This window comes from Halomonas sp. KM007 (assembly GCF_050709225.1).
GTDB classification, from domain to species: domain Bacteria; phylum Pseudomonadota; class Gammaproteobacteria; order Pseudomonadales; family Halomonadaceae; genus Vreelandella; species Vreelandella hamiltonii.
In genome coordinates this window covers 2,011,783-2,030,440 of sequence record NZ_CP136131.1, presented here as the reverse complement: position 1 = coordinate 2,030,440, position 18,658 = coordinate 2,011,783, and the positions used below count along the sequence as shown (strand labels likewise).

At 59.3% G+C, this 18,658-nt stretch carries 14 protein-coding genes and 5 pseudogenes; 12 read left to right on the top strand and 7 right to left on the bottom strand.

Annotation, left to right across the window (positions count from 1 at the left end):
- Positions 1–16 precede the first annotated feature (16 nt).
- The 3 pseudogenes from RVM27_RS09565 to RVM27_RS09555 all read right to left on the bottom strand — a co-directional run.
- A pseudogene (locus tag RVM27_RS09565) lies at positions 17–625 on the bottom strand (transposase); the annotation flags it as partial.
- A 78-nt stretch (positions 626–703) separates the two neighbouring features.
- A pseudogene (locus RVM27_RS09560) lies at positions 704–796 on the bottom strand (helix-turn-helix domain-containing protein); the annotation flags it as partial.
- A 123-nt stretch (positions 797–919) separates the two neighbouring features.
- Positions 920–1,213, bottom strand: a pseudogene (locus RVM27_RS09555) (protein phosphatase CheZ); the annotation flags it as partial.
- Between the two features lie 237 nt (positions 1,214–1,450).
- Here RVM27_RS09555 and tnpC point away from each other — a divergent pair.
- On the top strand, positions 1,451–2,899 hold the full coding sequence (tnpC, locus tag RVM27_RS09550; protein WP_154487592.1) for an IS66 family transposase: 1,449 nt from the start codon (positions 1,451–1,453) through the stop codon (positions 2,897–2,899).
- A gap of 249 nt (positions 2,900–3,148) precedes the next feature.
- On the opposite strand, the pseudogene trhA reads toward tnpC, so the two are convergent.
- Both trhA and ribA read right to left on the bottom strand, forming a co-directional pair.
- Positions 3,149–3,508: pseudogene (gene trhA / locus RVM27_RS09545) on the bottom strand (PAQR family membrane homeostasis protein TrhA); the annotation flags it as partial.
- Positions 3,509–3,544: 36 nt separating this feature from the next.
- Entirely contained in the window at positions 3,545–4,180 is a 636-nt protein-coding gene (ribA, locus tag RVM27_RS09540; protein WP_498956427.1) for a GTP cyclohydrolase II, read from the bottom strand.
- Between the two features lie 218 nt (positions 4,181–4,398).
- Here ribA and hemE point away from each other — a divergent pair, with 218 nt between their 5' ends.
- From hemE to RVM27_RS09500, 8 genes are all read left to right on the top strand, one after another.
- Positions 4,399–5,514 carry a uroporphyrinogen decarboxylase gene (gene hemE, locus RVM27_RS09535; RefSeq protein WP_016915400.1) on the top strand — a complete coding sequence of 372 codons (1,116 nt, stop codon included), beginning with the start codon at positions 4,399–4,401 and terminating at the stop codon, positions 5,512–5,514.
- Entirely contained in the window at positions 5,511–6,371 is an 861-nt protein-coding gene (speE, locus tag RVM27_RS09530; RefSeq protein WP_498956426.1) for a spermidine synthase, read from the top strand. The genes hemE and speE overlap by 4 nt, the downstream gene beginning before the upstream one ends.
- Before the next feature lie 433 nt (positions 6,372–6,804).
- Positions 6,805–8,166, top strand: a complete 1,362-nt coding sequence (gene ltrA, locus RVM27_RS09525; protein WP_498957762.1) for a group II intron reverse transcriptase/maturase — start codon at positions 6,805–6,807, stop codon at positions 8,164–8,166.
- 127 nt (positions 8,167–8,293) lie between these two features.
- Entirely contained in the window at positions 8,294–9,319 is a 1,026-nt protein-coding gene (locus tag RVM27_RS09520; RefSeq protein ID WP_498956425.1) for an amino acid ABC transporter substrate-binding protein, read from the top strand.
- Between the two features lie 224 nt (positions 9,320–9,543).
- The gene (locus RVM27_RS09515; RefSeq protein WP_287804840.1) at positions 9,544–10,569 is read left to right on the top strand and encodes an amino acid ABC transporter substrate-binding protein; all 1,026 of its coding nucleotides are present in this window, start codon (positions 9,544–9,546) and stop codon (positions 10,567–10,569) included.
- Between the two features lie 98 nt (positions 10,570–10,667).
- Positions 10,668–11,858 carry an amino acid ABC transporter permease gene (locus RVM27_RS09510; RefSeq protein ID WP_498956424.1) on the top strand — a complete coding sequence of 397 codons (1,191 nt, stop codon included), beginning with the start codon at positions 10,668–10,670 and terminating at the stop codon, positions 11,856–11,858.
- 20 nt (positions 11,859–11,878) lie between these two features.
- On the top strand, positions 11,879–12,979 hold the full coding sequence (locus RVM27_RS09505) for an amino acid ABC transporter permease (RefSeq protein ID WP_498956423.1): 1,101 nt from the start codon (positions 11,879–11,881) through the stop codon (positions 12,977–12,979).
- An 86-nt stretch (positions 12,980–13,065) separates the two neighbouring features.
- Positions 13,066–13,794 carry an amino acid ABC transporter ATP-binding protein gene (locus RVM27_RS09500; protein WP_498941774.1) on the top strand — a complete coding sequence of 243 codons (729 nt, stop codon included), beginning with the start codon at positions 13,066–13,068 and terminating at the stop codon, positions 13,792–13,794.
- 97 nt (positions 13,795–13,891) lie between these two features.
- On the opposite strand, the gene RVM27_RS09495 is transcribed toward RVM27_RS09500, so the two are convergent.
- Entirely contained in the window at positions 13,892–14,479 is a 588-nt protein-coding gene (locus tag RVM27_RS09495) for a histidine phosphatase family protein (RefSeq protein ID WP_228168779.1), read from the bottom strand.
- 89 nt (positions 14,480–14,568) lie between these two features.
- Between RVM27_RS09495 and RVM27_RS09490 the strand changes: the two genes are divergently transcribed.
- The 3 genes and pseudogenes from RVM27_RS09490 to RVM27_RS09480 form a co-directional block, all read left to right on the top strand.
- On the top strand, positions 14,569–15,000 hold the full coding sequence (locus tag RVM27_RS09490) for a host attachment protein (protein WP_044629926.1): 432 nt from the start codon (positions 14,569–14,571) through the stop codon (positions 14,998–15,000).
- A 102-nt stretch (positions 15,001–15,102) separates the two neighbouring features.
- Positions 15,103–16,971, top strand: coding sequence for a methyl-accepting chemotaxis protein (locus RVM27_RS09485; protein ID WP_498956422.1), 1,869 nt, complete (start codon positions 15,103–15,105; stop codon positions 16,969–16,971).
- Between the two features lie 125 nt (positions 16,972–17,096).
- Positions 17,097–17,606 (top strand): annotated as a pseudogene (locus RVM27_RS09480) (methyl-accepting chemotaxis protein); the annotation flags it as partial.
- Between the two features lie 3 nt (positions 17,607–17,609).
- On the opposite strand, the gene RVM27_RS09475 reads toward RVM27_RS09480, so the two are convergent.
- Positions 17,610–18,536, bottom strand: a complete 927-nt coding sequence (locus RVM27_RS09475; protein ID WP_044629892.1) for a LysR family transcriptional regulator — start codon at positions 18,534–18,536, stop codon at positions 17,610–17,612.
- Between the last annotated feature and the right edge of the window lie 122 nt (positions 18,537–18,658).

The following is an 18,658-nucleotide window of genomic DNA, read 5'->3' as shown; positions in this document are numbered from 1 at the left end:
TCGGTTCTTCGTCACTTCACGTGGATTTGGCCTGATCGAACAGGCGGCCCACCGAGCTGCCAATCAGGTAGATCATGGCAATGAAGTTGGCTTCGTTCCGGTAACCGCGTGCGCGTGACCGAGCCGCCTGGAACAGGCCGTTCATGCCTTCCAGTCGTGCGTTCGTCAGCCCCGAGATCCAACGCCTGACCACTGCCTCTGCATGTCGCTCCAGCGTCGCCAGGGCCTTGCCCATTGGCTTCAGAAGTGGCTTCTCCGAGACCGCCGCTTTCATGACCTTGAGGTAGTTCGTGATGCGCCACCGAGCCGCTCGCGGCGTCGGAGCCTTCTGGATCCAGCGCAGCTTCTCCTTGATCACCCAGGCATCAGACGTCGCGCTCTGATCGGCCACCAGTTCCTGGAGTGCCGCCAGCTGCTTGGGCGTCAGGTTCTCGTTGTCCAGGCTCTTCAGCAGGGCCCAGCGCAGCGACTTGGGGTGGCCCTGCTCGCGGCGCTCTTTTTTGCGCACTTCGTCCAGTCGCTTGGTGAAGGCCTGCACGATATGGAACCAGTCGACCGTGACCTCGGCCTTGGGGAGGTTCTCGGCCACGCCGCTGAGGAAGGCTGGTGACATGTCGACCAACATGACCTGGAGTCGACTTTCTTCATCAGGGGTAAGCTGGCGGCCAGAGCCTTCTCTTCGCCCACGAACCTGGGCGAGCAAGGCCTTTAAACCGCCTTCACGGTATTTCGCAAGCCACCGCCCAACGGTGAGAGGGTGAACGCCAACCTCCTTGGCGATCTCTTTGTTCTTCATCCCACGCTTGGAAAGGCGAACCGCAAGTTTTCGCTTTTCTTCCTGAGCGGCGGGGTGGAGTGTACGAGCATCTTCTCTGTTCATGTCGGCATTATAGCATAGCTATTTAGATGCCGGGCTAATAAGTGCGGCGCCCTCTTCCTCAAGACCGTCTTGTAACGGCTGTGCACGCTCAACGGCATTCAATGCCCGCTCTGCGGCCTGCTCCGTCATGGAGGCGACATAGTTTAGACGGTCATTGGCATCCGGTATCGCTTGCACCGCCTGGGTGATCTGCTGATCCAGGCCCAGCTCTTTCATGCTGTCCCGCAGCAGTCGCGTCAAGTGGCCTATGCGCTGCACCATCTCATCAGTACTGTCTTTTTTGCCCAGCACCGACGGCATGGTCGTGTCGTGGGCGTTGTTAACAGTGCTCATGACAATCCTCTTGTTGGAAAAATCTTGTTGAATGTCGTTACGGGTGTGGCGATAGGCATCGCTATGCCAACCCGCCGTGATCGTTCAGGCCACACAGCATTACCTACATCCCGGACAAGAGCCATCCCTAATACTACTTTAGGCGTAACTATTCAGGTGGCTGCGGATGGGATATCGCCAACCAGCTGATTTTTCTGGCATAGTGTGCCTAATCCTTCGGCATATCTATGCGGTGACATGACCATCAGCGATATCAACGTCGACGAGGCTCTGGAGCGGGTCCGACAGCAGCTCAAGGAAGACCAGACGGTCTCTCCGTCGCTGCGTGCGGCCATCGATGTGCTGATGTTGCTGGTCAAGCTCATGGCCGATCGCCTGGCCACCAGTAGCCGCAACAGCAGCAAGCCACCGTCCCAGGATCCCAATCGCCAGCGCCGCTCGCGCGCCAAAGGCGAGCGGCGCCCCGGCGGACAGCCAGGGCATGAGGGTAAGACGTTGGCGCCGGTGACGGACCCCGACGAGGTGGTCAAGCTCCGTGTCGATCGTCGGCAACTCCCCAAGGGGCGTTCTTACCGCCCGGTCGGCGTCGAAACGCGCCAAGTGCAGGACATCGTAATCCAGGCCGTGGTCACCGAATATCAGGCTGAGGTCCTCGAAGATGATCAGGGGCAACGCTACGTGGCGCCATTCCCCGAGGGCGTGACTCGCCCCATCCAGTATGGCCCTCGCCTCAAGGCGCATGTCGTCTATCTCTCCCAGTATCAGCTGTTGCCCTATGCGCGTATCCGCGAGTTGCTCACCTCGCAGTGCGGCCTGTCGCTGAGCACCGGCACCCTGTTCGCCTTCAACCAGGAGGCCTACCAGCGGGCCGAGGCGTTCGCCGAGTGGGTGATCCCGGCGCTACGTGAAGCAGCCACCGTCCATGCCGATGAAACCGGAATGCAGGTCGGTGGCAAACGCTACTGGCTACACAGCGCCTCCAACGAGGCCCTGACCTGGTTGGCCCCGCACCCCAAGCGCGGCCAGGAAGCGATGGACGCCATCGGCGTATTGCCCTTCGTGCGTGGCGTGCTGGTGCATGATCACTGGAAGCCCTACTACCGCTATCCGGATTGCCGGCACGCGCTCTGTAATGCGCACCACCTTCGGGAGCTGACAGCGGCCTGGGAGAACGATGGCCAGGCATGGGCCAAGGCCTTGCATGACCTGTTGTTGGAGATGCATCGCGCCGTGGAGGTGGCCGACGGCTGCCTCTCGGCCGATGAGACCCGAGCCTGGCGGCAGCGCTATCGAGATTGCCTGGCGAAAGGGGACGCCGAGTGCCCCCCGCCGGTGAAACCGCCACCTGGAACGCGAGGCCGGGCCAAGCGCACCAAGCCGCGCAACCTCCTGGAACGCCTCCAGGCGTACGAGGACGACGTGTTGCGCTTCCTCGACGACCCTGCCGCTCCCTTCACCAACAACCAGGGGGAGCGCGATCTGCGAATGACCAAGGTCCAGCAGAAAATCTCGGGCTGTTTCCGCTCCTGGGAGGGTGCTGAGATCTTCTGCCGCATGCGTAGCTTTCTCTCGACCGCCGTCAAGCAAGGGGTAGCGGCGCATACCGCACTGGAGCAACTGTTTGCGGGGGAGGTGCCAGCCTTCATGCAGCAAGAAGCCCCGACTCAGCCAACCGGTGCTGAATAGTTACCTTTAGGCTTAATATTTTGAAGCTTGAGTTTTCGGCTTGGGATTTGTGCGAAAAGTCTTATCTGCTAACTGTCCCTCCCGGATGCAAGCCATCAGTGCCGCACCTGCTGCATCCAGGGGGATCGTCTTCACCGCTCTTCAACAGCCGGATCATGGCCGCTTGCGTCAGGCCTGCTGAGCCCCTGGGCAGCCGTGCTGCCAGTCAATAACCACTACGCCGTCGAAGCGTGGGGCAATACGGTGCTATAAACGGCAAAGTAGAAAGGGGGTGTAGGTGCCTGCGATAAGGAGGTAAATCGCACAATGGTCAAGCAGTTGAAAACGCTGCTTCCAGCGGCGATGAGAAATGCCGTGGTAAAGGGTCGAGGCAGTGTAAAGCAGTAGCAGCGTTGTGCCGTAAAGACTCAGACTCACCACTTTCCAGGCATCCACGTGAGCAGCTACGCTGGTCGCCACCAGCAATATGACCATACCCACCAAGCTGAGTACCGCACCAATGCCATGGGTAACGCTGTGCAGCCACTCTTCGAGGGGGCTGAACTCCCCCTGCTCTTCAAGCGGCGGTTCATTCACGCCGACATACGATTCTTTTCGTACAGTCTTCATACTGGGGCGCTCCCAACATCCGACGCCCCACTCTTATCACCCCTTGCGCTCGATATCCACATCGCTGGCCTGGGTGAAGTCATCCAGCGCCATCATGTGGCCCAGCTTGCCCGCCTTGGTGGCCAGGTACTGCTCGTTATGCGGGTTGAGGCCGGTGGTGATGGGCTGACGCTCTACCACGTTGACCCCATCGCGGGTGAGCGCATCGACCTTGCGGGGGTTGTTGGTCATCAGCTTGAGGGCCGTGACGCCCAGATGCTCCAACATCGGCACGCAGAGGTCATAGCGGCGCATGTCGGCACCGAAGCCGAGCTGCTCGTTGGCCTCCACGGTATCCGCCCCCTGGTCCTGCAAATGGTAGGCGCGAATCTTGTTGAGCAGGCCAATACCGCGCCCCTCCTGACGCAGGTACAGCAGTACCCCGCGGCCTTCGCTGGCAATGCGCTTGAGGGCTTCCTGCAGCTGGTAGCCACAGTCGCAGCGCATGGAAAACAGCGCATCGCCCGTCAGGCACTCGGAGTGCACCCGCCCCAGCACCGGCGCGCCATCGCGCACATCGCCCAGGGTGAGCGCAATATGGTCTTTCCCCGTGGCATCGTCTTCGAAGCCATGCATGGTGAACGTGGCCCAGGGGGTGGGCAGCCGGGAAGCGGCGATGAAGCGAATGGTCACGGATTACCTCACAGATGAACCAGGCCAGTTATCCACATCAGTGTTGGCAAGTGGGCGCATAGTCTAACAGGAAGTGGCGCAAGCCTCACGATTGGCCGGGGTGCGACGATGTTGGCCAGCCAACAGGCGCCACCGCTGCCCAACTTCACGTACAATTCCTATCGTCGGATGTGCTGACTCCCTTACAATGCGGGCAAATTTTCCAAGAGCAAGTGTTTATGACCACCACACCTTTGCAGAACGACCGTTTTCTTCGCGCGCTGGCGCGCCAGCCTGTCGACCGCACTCCGGTGTGGATGATGCGTCAAGCGGGCCGTTACCTGCCCGAGTACCGCGCCAGCCGCGCCGATGCGGGCAGCTTCATGGACCTGTGCCGCAATCATGACCTGGCCTGTGAAGTCACCCTGCAGCCGCTGGAGCGCTACCCGCTCGACGCCGCCATCCTGTTCTCGGACATTTTGACCATCCCCGATGCCATGGGATTGGGCCTGTACTTCGAAACTGGTGAAGGCCCCAAATTCAAGAAGACCGTACGCACCGCCGAAGAAGTCGCCGCGCTCACCGTGCCCAATGCCGAGCGCGACCTGGACTACGTGATGCGGGCGGTCTCCACGATCCGTCGTGAGCTCAACGGCCGCATGCCGCTGATCGGCTTTTCCGGCAGCCCTTGGACGCTGGCCACCTACATGGTCGAAGGCGGCTCCAGCAAGGACTTCCGTCACCTGAAGACCATGCTGTACGACACGCCCGACACCATGCACCAGCTGCTGGACACCCTGGCACAAGCGGTCACCGACTACCTGAATGCCCAGATCCGCGCCGGTGCCCAGGCGGTACAGATTTTTGATACCTGGGGCGGCGCGCTGTCCACACCGGCCTACCTGGAGTTCTCGCTGCGCTACATGGAGCAGATCGTCTCTGGGCTGATCCGCGAGCACGATGGCCGCCGCGTGCCGGTGATCCTGTTCACCAAAAACGGCGGCCAGTGGCTTGAACACATTGCTTGCGCCGGTGCCGACGCGCTGGGTATCGACTGGTCGACCGAGCTTTCTGACGCTCGCGCCCGCGTAGGCCATAAAGTCGCCCTGCAGGGTAATTTAGACCCCAACGTGCTGTTTGCGCGCCCTTCGGCCATTCGCGCCGAAGTGGCTCGCGTACTGGAGAGCTACGGCCACGGTCCGGGCCACGTGTTCAACTTGGGCCACGGCATCAGCCAGTTCACCAACCCTGATCATGTCACCGCCTTTATGGAGGCGCTGCACGACTTGAGCCCGCAGTACCATCAGGGCATTCCGACTCAATCGAACGACTCATGCCCAGGAGCCAAGCAATGAGCGACCTACGCGACGACCAGTGGTTTACCGAAGTCTTTGATAGCCACGGCAGCGCTTTCTCGCTGAAAGTTTCTGCAAAACTGCTGGATGTGCAAAGCCCTTACCAGCACCTGGAAGTGTACGCCACCGAAACCTACGGCAACCTGATGGTGCTGGATGGCTGCGTGATGCTCACCGACCGCGACAACTTCCTGTATCACGAAATGATCGCCCACCCGGCGCTGTTCACCCATCAGGACCCCAAGCGCGTGGTCATCATTGGTGGCGGCGACTGCGGCACCTTGAAAGAAGTGCTGCGCCATCCGGGCGTCGAGAAGGTCACCCAGATCGATATCGACGAGGAAGTCACCAAGGCCGCCGAGCGCTTTTTCCCCGAACTCGTGGAAGCCAACGGCGACCCCCGGGCCGAGCTGCTGTTTGCCGACGGCGTGAAGTGGGTAGACGACGCGGCCGACGAGAGCATCGACCTGCTGATCATCGACTCCACCGACCCGGTTGGCCCAGCCGAAGGCCTGTTCAAGACCGACTTCCTGAAACGCTGCCACCGTATTCTGAAAAGTGGCGGAGTGATGGTGCAGCAGAGCGAGTCGCCGCTTTACCATAGCGGTTCGATCATTCGCGAACTGCGCAACGACATGCGCGAAGCGGGCTTCGACAGCGTGGCCACTTTACCCTTCCCCCAACCGGTCTACCCCTCTGGCTGGTGGAGCGTGACGTTGGCAGGTAAAGGCACCAGCGTTGAAAGCTTCCGCGAAGAAGCTGCCGCCAGCCACGAAATGCCGCTACAGTACTACACAGCAGAGGCCCATCGTGGAGCCTTGGCGCTGCCGCCCTTTATGCGTAAAGCCTTCGCATAAGCGGGCAGCTACGCTAGGTATCTGGCCGGGCTCTGCCCGGCTTTTTTAGTGCGCCCGGCACGGGCGCACTCCTGGAGGTGCAAGTCCTCCCGTGAGCTGGCCACAGCGAACGAAGCGAAGCGCAACTGCGGAAGGGCGACCGACCGTGGGGAGGAAGCGTGGAGCGTAAACCGTGAGCCGATGAACAAGAATCGGATACGAGGCACTGCCAAGCAGGGCGAGCGGGCTAGAAGCCGCGAAGCTCTTGTGGCCAAGGCGAGGCGGTGTAAATCCGGCGGTTGTGCGGTGAAGGAGTGTGTTCTTACCCGGGGAGATCTCGCCTCATGTCTGAAAGGGCGACGTGGCAACACGGAGCGAGAAGTCAGCAGAAGCCATAGTAGCTGCTTGGTCAGGGCGAAGGGCTGAACGAGAAGGAGCGTCAAACGCCTTGTCGATGAAAACTGTACAGCATCAGATGCCCGCGTCAGCGGGGCGGGTCGCGGAACGGGAAGGTGAAGCCTTACCGAATGCGATCAGCGATGAAACAGGACTCCCGCGACAAGAACCGGAGGGCGCAGGGCGAAGCCTGCTTGAGCAGGCGTTCGCACGAGAGAATATGCAGCGGGCATGGAAGCGCGTGAAGGCCAACAAGGGATCGGCAGGTGTGGACGGGCTGGATATTGCCCAGACCGCCGAACACCTGCGATGGGTGTGGCCGGAGCTTCGCCAGCAATTGCTGAGCGGCTCCTACCAACCACAACCCGTTCGTCGGGTAGGCATCCCGAAACCGGACGGCAGTGAGCGGGAACTGGGTATCCCCACCGTCACCGACCGTCTGATTCAACAGGCACTGCTGCAAGTGCTGCAACCTCTGATTGATCCCACCTTCAGCGAGCACAGCCACGGCTTCCGCCCGGGCCGCCGGGCCCACGATGCGGTGCTGGCTGCGCAACGCTACGCCCAACAGGGCCGCCATATCGTAGTGGACGTTGACCTGTCGAAGTTCTTCGACCGGGTTAACCACGACATCCTGATCGACCGCCTGAAGAAACGCATAAACGACCCCGGAGTCATCCGGCTGGTGCGTGCGTATCTCAACGCGGGCATCATGGATGGTGGCGTGGTCATGGATCGGCATGAGGGCACGCCGCAAGGCGGGCCGCTCTCGCCGTTGCTGGCCAACGTTCTGCTGGACGAGGTGGATAAAGAGCTGGAACGTCGGGGGCACTGCTTCGCCCGTTACGCTGATGACTGCAACGTTTACGTTCGCAGTGAGAAGGCGGGAGAACGGGTGATGCGCCTGCTACGCCGGTGTTACAACAAACTGCGCTTGGTGATCAACGAATCCAAAAGTGCAGTCGCCAGCGTGTTCGGTCGCCAGTTCCTCGGCTACGCCCTGTGGCAAGGGAGGGGTGGAGACGTTCGACGGGCGGTATCCGCCAAGGCGTTACAGGCGTTCAAGCTCCGGATCAGGCAACTGACCCGGGGGGCAGGTGGTCGCAGCATGGCACAGGTGGTGGAGAAGCTCCGCAGTTACCTGCTCGGCTGGAAAGGGTACTTCAGGCTGGCACAAACGCCACGCATCTGGCGATCACTGGATGAGTGGATACGTCGCCGCCTGAGAATGCTCCACCTCCGGCACTGGCGACGGGGCAAGACGATCTACCGGGAGCTGACCCGCTTAGGCGCGAGTTCCTGGGTTGCGGAATCCGTGGCGGCGCTGAGTCGTCGCTGGTGGCATAACAGTCGCTCTGCCATCCATAATGTGCTGACCATTGCCTACTTCGATCGGTTGGGAGTGCCGAGACTCTCGTGAAACCTCAACTTCTCGAACCGCCCGGTGCGGACCCGCATGCCGGGTGGTGTGGGAGGGGCGGAACCTATGGGTTCCCCCCTATCCCGATTGCGTAGGAGTTGCTGCGCTCGACGTTAAGGAATAATAAATGACTACAACGCGTTGGTTAGGATTGGGAATCACTCTATTAGCACCCGCTCTCTGGGTACCTGCCACGGCCATGGCCGATACCCTTGAGGCCATTCAAGAGCGCGACAGCGTGCGCTGCGGCGTTAACGCCGCCCAGCCCGGCTTCTCATCGCTGGACGATAACGACCAATACCGCGGCCTGGACACCGATGTGTGCCGCGCCATTGCCGCTGCCGCGCTAGGTGATGCCAGCAAAGTCAATTTCGTACCGTTAGACTCGGTGGAGCGTTTTGCCGCACTGCAGTCTGGCGAAGTGGACGTGCTCTCCCGCACCACCACCTGGACCTCCAGCCGCGACACCACCCTCGGGATGAACTTCACTGGCGTCAGCTACTACGACGGCCAGGCGTTTATGGTGGCCAGCGACCTCGGCGTACAGAGCGCAAAAGAACTGGATGGGGCGGCTGTTTGCACTCAGTCAGGCACCACCAGCGAACTGAACCTGTCCGACTACTTCAGAATCCACGGCATGACCTACGATGCCGTGGTCTTCGACTCTCCCGAGCAGTCGATTGCCGGGTTCGAAGCAGGCCGCTGCGACGTGCTGAGCTCCGATGCCTCGCAGCTCTATGCCCAGCGGATGCAGCTGGCCGACCCCGACATGGCCGTGGTGCTGCCCGAGATCATCTCCAAGGAGCCGCTGGGCCCGGCCGTGCGCCAGGGCGACGACCAGTGGTTCAATATCGTCAAATGGACGCTGTTTGCCATGCTCAATGCCGAAGAGCTGGAAGTCACCCAGGCGAACGTGGACGAGCAGCTCGACAGCGACAACCCTGACGTACAGCGCCTGCTGGGCCAGGATGGCGATTTCGGCAGCCCCATGGGCATCAGCGCCGACTGGGCCTACCAGGTCGTCAAGCAGGTAGGTAATTACGCGGACATTTATGACCGTAACGTGGGCACAGGCTCTGATTTTAAGATTGCACGAGGCTTAAACGCGCTCTGGAAAGACGGCGGTATTCAATACGCCCCGCCGATTCGCTGACCGACGAGCCTGCGGCCACCTGCCCACACCAACGGCTACGCACCAAAGCGGAGCATCGCGTAGCCGCTGGAGCACTTTTTTGCACCAATACTTTCGTTAAATTCGCTGATTTTACGTTGAAAACCGCTGAATTTGCCGACATATCTTTTTTGGCACCTTCCTTGCTAGCTTTTAGGCATGCATCGACATGCATAACGACACTAAATCGAGGAAGGGGAACACACATGGTTAACAAAAAACACCTGGTACTGCTTGCCTCTGCGGGTGCAATTACGCTGGCCGGTATCGCTACCGCGCAAGCGAACACATTAGAAGAAACGCGCTCTCGCGGTGCCGTACAGTGTGGCGTTAGTGATGGCTTGCCAGGTTTTTCCGCGCCGGACGATAGCGGCGAATGGCAAGGTCTCGATGTTGACGTATGCCGTGCCGTGGCCGCCGCCGTACTGGGCGATGCGGACGCCGTTAACTACATTTCCCTGAACGCCGTTGAGCGTTTCACCGCGCTGCAGTCCGGCGAAGTGGATGTCCTTTCTCGTAACACCACCTGGACGACCACCCGTGACACCACGCTAGGCCTAAACTTCACCGGGGTGACCTTCTACGACGGCCAAGGCTTCTTGGTGTCTCGTGACCTGGGTATTTCCAGTGCTTCGGAGCTGGATGGCGCGGCGATTTGTATTCAATCAGGCACCACTACCGAGCTGAACCTGGCGGACTACTTCCGTGCCAACGGCATGGAGTTCGACCCCATCGTTTTCGATACCTCTGAGCAAACGGTAGGCGGCTTCCAGGCGGGCCGCTGTGACGTACTAACCTCTGACACCTCTCAGCTGGCCGCACTGCGCATCCAACTGGACGACCCCGCTTCTGCAATGATTCTGCCCGACGTCATCTCCAAGGAGCCGCTGGGCCCCGTGGTACGTCAGGGTGACGACCTGTGGTTCAACATCGTCAAGTGGTCGCTGTTCGCCATGATCAACGGTGAAGAGTACGGCGTGACCAGCGAGAACGCTGAAGAGATGCTCAGCTCTGAGAACCCGGACGTAGCTCGCCTGCTGGGTCAGGACGGCAACTATGGTGAAGGCATGGGTCTTGAAGCCGACTGGGCTTACAACATCCTGAGCCAAGTAGGTAACTACGGTGAAAGCTTTGAGCGCAACGTAGGTATGGGTTCACCGTTGGAAATCGAACGGGGCGTCAACGCTCTGTGGAACCAGGGTGGCTTCCAGTACGCACCGCCGATTCGCTAAGCGTCTCGCTTGACCCCGGCCCGCCGGCCCTTGCCATCAACACTCAAGGGTATCGGCGGGCCATTTGATTGACCTTCCGTGTAGCGGAGACGCCATCCATGTCCGTAAGACCTAACGCTCGCCCCGTTGGCCAAAAGCCTCCGTTCTGGCGAGACCGCGCAAAGCGTGCGCTGATCTTTCAGTTTTTACTCATTGCTGCCGTTATTGCGTTTCTGTTCTATATCGTCGGTAATGTTCAAGACAACCTTTCCTCTCGCGGGATCACTACCGGGTTCGGTTTTCTTAACAACACCGCAGGCTTCGGGATCGTTCAGAGTCTGATCGACTACTCTTCCCAAAGCACCTATGGCCGCACCTTCTTCGTGGGCCTGCTGAATACGCTGCTGGTGGGTGGGTTGGGCGTTATTGCCGCCACCATCATTGGCTTTATCGTCGGTATCGCTCGTCTATCGCCCAACTGGCTGATCGCCAAGCTAGCCGCCGCGTATATCGAAACCTTTCGTAACATTCCGCTGCTGCTGCAGATTTTCTTTTGGTACTTTGCCGTGCTGCGGGCGCTCCCCAGCGCTCGAGAAAGCCTTGCGTTCGGCGAGGCCGTGTTTCTTAACGTACGCGGGCTTTATCTACCTGAGCCGCTATTCGAATCGGGCTTTGGGCTGATTCCCGTGACCTTTGTGATCGCCATTGTGGCCAGCATTGCGCTGGTGATTTGGGCGAAGCGCCGCCAGGAAGGCACGGGGCAGCGAATTCCTGCCTACTGGATCTCCTTGGCGCTGATTTTTGGCTTGCCGCTGTTGGTTATGTTGGTGACTGGCGTGCCCGTCACTTGGGAAATGCCCGAACTGCGTGGCTTTAACTTCCGCGGCGGTATTACGGTGATTCCCGAGTTCCTGGCGCTATGGTTTGCACTATCGATCTACACCGCCTCGTTCATCGCCGAGATCGTGCGCTCAGGCATACAGGCCATTTCTCATGGCCAAACCGAAGCGGCACAGGCCCTGAGTCTGCCGCGCAACCTGGTGCTGCGCCTCGTCATCATTCCTCAAGCGTTGCGGGTCATTATTCCCCCGCTGACCAGCCAGTACCTCAACCTGATCAAGAACTCGTCGCTGGCCACCGCCATTGGCTATCCGGACCTCGTGTCGGTGTTTGCGGGCACCACGCTGAACCAGACAGGCCAAGCCATCGAGGTCATTGCGATGACTATGGCGGTGTATCTGACGATCAGCCTGCTGGTGTCGATGTTCATGAACTGGTTCAACGCCCGCGTGGCGCTGGTTGAACGCTAGGCTGAGGCGAGGAGCCATACATGATTCATAACCAAACCGTGATTGAGCAGCGACCAGCGCCTAGTAGCTCTGTTGGGGCTGCTGCTTGGCTGCGCACCAACCTGTTTAACGGCCCGATTAATACTATTTTCACCTTAGTCGGCCTCTATATTCTCTACCTGCTCGTGGTACCGACCGTGCAGTGGGCGTTTATCAACGCCGACTGGGTAGGCACTACCCGCGACGACTGCTCTCGCGAAGGCGCCTGCTGGGTATTTATCAACGCACGTTTATCCCAGTTTATTTACGGCCTTTACCCCAGCGAGGAGACCTGGCGCGCCAATATCGTGTTCGCTATGTTCTTTTCGCTGATTGGCTGGCTGGCGATTCCCAAGCTGCCTTTCAAGCGCTGGGTGGCCATCTTTGCGCTGGTGGCATTCCCCATTATTTCGTTCGTACTGCTTTACGGCGGCTACTTTGACCTTCCCCAAGTGCCTACTCACCGCTGGGGTGGCCTGATGCTGACGCTACTGTTAGCCACAGTGGGCATGGTGGGCGCGCTGCCGATCGGTATTGTGCTGGCCCTGGGTCGGCGCTCTAACATGCCGATCGTCAAAAGCTTTTGCGTGGTGTTTATCGAGTTCTGGCGCGGTGTGCCGCTGATCACCGTGCTGTTTATGGCCTCGGTCATGCTGCCGCTGTTCCTGCCCTCCGATATGAGCGTTGACCGCCTAGTGCGTGCCCTGATCGGCTTAACGCTGTTCCAGAGCGCCTATATGGCCGAGGTCATTCGTGGCGGCTTACAGGCCATCCCTAAAGGCCAGGAAGAGGCGGCAGCGGCTCTCGGCATGACCTACTGGAAACGCATGGGGCTGATCATCCTTCCCCAGGCGTTGAAGATGATGATTCCAGGCATCGTGAATACGTTTATCTCACTGTTTAAAGACACCACCCTGGTCATGATTATCGGGCTCTTTGACCTTTTGGGGATCGTGCAAGCGGCACTGGCCGACTCGCGCTGGTTAGGCTTCTCGTTGGAAGGTTACGTGTTTGCCGCCTTCATGTTCTGGATCTTCTGTTTCAGCATGTCGCGCTACAGTCAGTACCTAGAACGCAAGCTGCATACCGGCCACAGGCGTTAACGCCGCTTTTATCAACGATTTTTTAGCAGGATAGTGACATGACACAAGCAGCTTCCCATAACCCTGGCACCGGTACTTCGGATCTGATGGTCGAAATGCGCGGCGTCAACAAGTGGTACGGCGATTTCCACGTACTTCGCGATATCTACTTGGAAGTGAAACGCGGCGAGCGGATCGTCATTTGCGGGCCTTCTGGCTCGGGCAAATCCACCATGATCCGCTGCATCAACCACCTGGAAGAGCATCAGAAAGGCGAGATTGTGGTAGGCGGCGTACCGCTCACCCAAGACGTCAAGCGCATCGAGCAAGTTCGCCGTAGCGTCGGCATGGTGTTCCAGCACTTCAACCTGTTCCCTCACCTCACGGTGCTGGAGAACTGCTGTATCGCCCCTATGTGGGTACAGAAAAAGCCGCGCAAAGAAGCCGAAGAGCAGGCCATGCGCTACCTGCAGCGGGTACGCATCGCCGAACAGGCGAAGAAATATCCCGGCCAGCTTTCCGGTGGTCAGCAGCAGCGGGTCGCCATTGCCCGCTCGCTGTGCATGCACCCGGACGTCATGCTGTTCGATGAGCCCACCTCGGCCCTTGACCCGGAAATGATCAAGGAAGTACTGGACGTCATGATCGAACTGGCCGAAGAGGGCATGACCATGCTCTGTGTCACCCACGAGATGGGCTTTGCCAAAACCGTGGCCGACCGCGTGATCTTTATGGACCAAGGGCAAATCATTGAAGAGAACGCGCCTGAGCCGTTCTTCAATAACCCGCAGTCCGAGCGCACCCAGCTCTTCTTGAGCCAGATTCTGGGGCATTAACGCTGCCCACCCGCACCTGCATCGGCGTGACCGGGCTTGCGGGCAGTGCGGATGTGGAGGTAGATATGATCGCCTGGATTTCTCCCAAAGCGGGCGCTTAACCACCCACGAGCGTAATGCTGGCAGGCAGTAGCGCAGGCTGCTCACGGTGCTGGGTCAATGGCTTACCTGCCAGCGCCGTGAGCAGAATTTGTAACGGGTCACCGTGGCTCACCACCAGTACCGTTTCACCCTCAAAGCGTTGCTCCAACGCTTCCAGCGCAGCGACCATGCGCGCCGCGACACGCTTGACCGGCTCCACCTGCCACTGGGTGTGGTCGGCGTTCTGGGCATCGAAGGCCCACACCTCCGGGTAGTGGCTATCCGCCTTGCCCTCCAATTCACCAAAGTGGCGCTCCCTCAAGCGCTCCTCTTTTTGCATCTCCAACCCAAACGCGGCGGCCACTCGGGCGGCGGTGTGCGTGGTGCGTAAAAAGTCCGAATGCACGACCTGTGTGGGTACCGGCCAGTGCCACCGTGCGACGGTATCTGCCAGCTGCTGCTCGCCCTGCGGCGACAGCCCATACGCCAACAGCCCTCGCTCGGGGGAGCTGATGATGGTGCCTTGTGCGTTAGCCTGGCTATGGCCGTGGCGCATCAGCAGATAGCGGTTTCGCCAATGATGACGTGAGTCGTCTATATCCATGCTCTTTTCTCTATGAAAACCGTGTTTGACCAAACACGGAACGGTTGCCATGGTTAAAGGGTAATCAATGACATGGAGGACGTATGACAATGACCACCTATATCGTGGTAGCCGACGCCGCTCGGGCACGTATCTTCACCCGTGATGCACTTCACCTCGCCGAGCAGGAGAGCTTGGTACACGCTGCAGGCAGGCTGCATGAAGGCGACTTGATCACGGACCGCCGCGGTGCCGATGTTCATGAGTCTACGTCAACGTCATCGCGCTCATCCGGCGAGGAAGGCGCGGCCTCCCAACATGAAAACGAGCTGTTTGCCAAAGAAGTCGCCCAGCGACTCTACACTGCGCGGGTGGACAACAGCATGGACAAGCTGATCATGGTCGCGCCTCCCAAGTTCTTGGGGCTGCTCAAAGAGAAGCTCGATAACCCCACGCAGAAGCTGGTCACCCACACGCTCTCGAAAGACCTCAGCAAAGCGTCCATGGCTGATATTCAGAACGCGGTCAGCGATCTTCGTTAACACTACAGTTAGCGCTTACTAACTTTTTTTCCTGCTTTTTACTAAAGGCGTAGTCGCTCTCGCCGATACCCATCATGAACCCTGATGATCCCGAGAGCGACTATGTTTTCTTCCCTACGTTTACGTATCTTGCTAGCGGCCCTTATCGCTATTGTGTTGGCTTTAACGGTGAATGGCATTGCTAGTTACACGACTGTAAAGCATCACAATAGTGAGCAGGTTAATCGCAACCTAAGCGCTGTTGTGAATGGAAACACACAGGCCATCGATGAGTGGTTCAATGCGCGCTACACGATGTTAGCCAGCATGGAACACACTGCAGGTAGCGAAGAGCCGCTACAAGCCTTGCGACAATTAGCCGATTCTGGCGACTTTATGACCGCTTACATTGCTTACCCGTCCACATCAGAGGGAATTTTCTCAGACGGCTGGCAACCCCCTAGCGATTATGACCCACGCCAGCGTCCCTGGTATCAAGGCGCGGTGAACGCGCAAGACACTATCATCACCGCCCCGTATGTCGATGCTCAAACGGGCGGCCTGATCATTACCTTCGCTCGCCCCTTCTATCAAAACGGCGAACTAGCCGCTGTGGTTGGGGCCGATATTACGATTGCTGACGTTATCGATATTGTTGCCAGCATTTCCCCCACACCGTCTAGCTTTGGCTTTCTAACCACCAACGATGGCACGCTGGTTGCCCATCCGGATGAGTCGCTGACGCTGGAGCCTTCAAGTGTATTAAGCGATGCGCTCACGCCTTCGGACCTCACTCGCATCGTGCAGGCAGACTCCCCACAGCCGCTAGCTCTGCAAGGCAGCGATAAACTGCTAATGGGCAGTGCTGTAGGCGGCAATAGCGACTGGCAGCTTGTCGTAGCACTGGATGAAGCGGAGGCCACCGCAGGACTACGCGCCATTGCCACTACATCTATTGTTACCCTATTGATCGTTGCAGCCATTACCGCTGTGGTATTTGGGCTGCTGCTGTCGCTATTGTTGCGCCGCCTGCTGGGGGTGCGCAACGCGATGGATAATATCGCCTCCGGCGAGGGCGACCTCACCCAGCGTCTGCCAGAAGAAGGCAACGACGAAGTCACTCAAATCGCTAGCGCCTTTAACCGCTTTGTTAACAAAATGGAGCACGTCTTAATCGATGTGCGCACCAGCAGCGAATCGGTGCACCACGCCGCTAACGAGATTGCCATGGGCGGCCAAGACCTCTCCCGCCGTACCGACAACGCGGCGTCTAGCCTGCAGCAAACCTCCGCATCGGTAGAGCAAATCACCAGCACCGTGCAGCACACGGCGGCCTCAGCACAGGAAGCCAACAAGCTCTCCCACGCGGCCACCGAAGTCGCGAAAGAGGGTGGTCAGGTGGTGTCGAACGTGGTCACCACCATGGAAGATATTTCCGACGCCTCTAACAAGATTGGCGATATTGTCACGTTGATGAACAGCATCGCTTTTCAAACCAATCTGCTGGCACTGAACGCCTCGGTCGAGGCTGCCCGCGCAGGTGAACACGGCCGTGGCTTTGCCGTCGTGGCAGAGGAAGTGCGCAAACTGGCGGGCCGCAGCAGCGACGCGGCCAACGATATCCAGAAACTGATCGAAGACTCGCAAGCCAAGGTGAATAACGGCACCTCGTTGGTACGCAATGCGGGTAGCACGATGAAGGATATCGTGGACCACATCACCCGCGTAACCGACGTACTGGAAGAGATCAACGCTGCAACCAGCGAGCAAAGCGATGGCATCAAACAGGTCAACATCGCCGTGGCCGAGCTTGACCGGATGACCCAGGAAAACGCCGCCATGGTGGAAGAGTCCACCACCGCCGCCGAGCAGTTGAAAGAGCAGGCGGATCGCCTGACCGGCACGATCAGCAGTTTCAAACTCTCTAACGCGGCATCACCCGCGCTGCAAGCGCCGCAGGATCGCTTACCGCGCACGTCAGAGACCTTCTAAACGTCTCGTCTGCCACTCCTCCATGGCCGCCGCAGCGCTCGCGGTGGCGGCCATGTCATGCGTTAACCATGAATCTTTGTTCTACTGGTTCAAGGATGGCACTCGATACGCTCTTTCGCCTCTTGCTGATGAACAGCATTGCCTTCCAAACCAATCTGCTGGCACTCAACGCCTCAGTAGAAGCAGCGCGGGCTGGCGAACACGGGCGCGGCTTTGCCGTGGTGGCCGATGAAGTGCGCAAGCTCGCCTCGCGCCGCAGCGACGCCGCCAAGGACATTCGCCAGCGCATCGATGCGTCTGCCGATAAGGTCGAAAGCGGCACGCAAATGGTACGCGACGCCGAAGCCGCCATGCACGAGCTGGCCGATAGCGTGACGCGCGTCACCCAAATGCTGGGCGATATCAGTACGGCAGCCGGTGAGCAGAACGACGGGATCAACCAAGTCAGCATCGCGGTGACCGACCTGGATCAGATGACCCAGCAAAACGCCGCCCTGGTGCAAGAGTCCACCACCGCGGCCGAGCAGCTTAAAGACCAAGCGGACAGGCTGGCCGCGCTAGTGGGTGGCTTTACGCTAGAGGCGTCGCAGCACCTGGCTCAGGCGCTGCCAAGCCCTGAAAAGGCCAAGGTGTAACCGCTAGGGAATCGGTGGCAGCGGGATATCGTCACTGCGCTTGGCCCCGGCGGTCATTTCGCGGCAGAGCCTTAAAAACTCCCGCACGCCGGTGGTCAGGTACTTGTGGCGATGCCAGATAAAGGTGAACTGGCGCTTTAGATCCAACTCCGGCGTGGGCAGTGGCACCAGGCTACCCCGCCGGAAGGCATCGCGCAGCGCCAGCCGTGAAACGCAGCCAATGCCAAGGCCCGACTCCACCGCGCGTTTAATGCCCTCGGTATGTTCCAGCTCCAATAGCGTATTGAAGCGGCTGCGACGGTGGCGGGCGGCATGCTCCAGCGTCATACGCGTACCGGAGCCCTCCTCGCGCATGATCCAATCTTCCCGCAGCAGCTGATCCAGCTCCAGATGCTCTCGCCCTGCCAACGGGTGGCGAGGCGAGCAGAACACGCACAGCTCATCCTCGACCCAGGGCTGGCTGATGATCATATCGTCATCGCACTGCCCTTCGATCAGCCCCAGGTCCAGCGAATGCTGGCGCACCCCCTCGATAATATGCCGTGTATTGCGCACCGCCAGACGCACACGGCTGCCAGGGTAGCGCTGCATGAAATCGCTGATCAGCAGCGTGGCGAGATAGTTACCAATGGTGAGCGTCGCGCCGACGTCTAACGCCCCTACACCCTGTTGGCCCCGCAGCAGCTCTTCGACCTCCTCGGCGCGGTCCAGCAGGGCCACCGCCTTGGGCAGTAGCTGGAAGCCGAGCGCGTTGAGCTTTAGCCGCTTACCAATGCGGTCGAGCAGCTGGCAATCGAACTGGCGCTCCAGCTCCGCCAGCGCTGTGCTGGTGGCCGATTGCGACATGGCCAGCGCGCGCGCCGCGTGAGAAACGCTCTCGTGCTGAGCAACGGCTACGAAGACTTCTAGCTGACGCAGGGTGTAGTGCATGACCAAAACCTATCTGTCGAGTGATCGGCGAAGGGCTATATCGATTTTAAAGATAAGCGTTATCAAGATAATTTGCTTAACAGATATACCACCCTTATTTAGAATTGAGAGCAACCTATAGA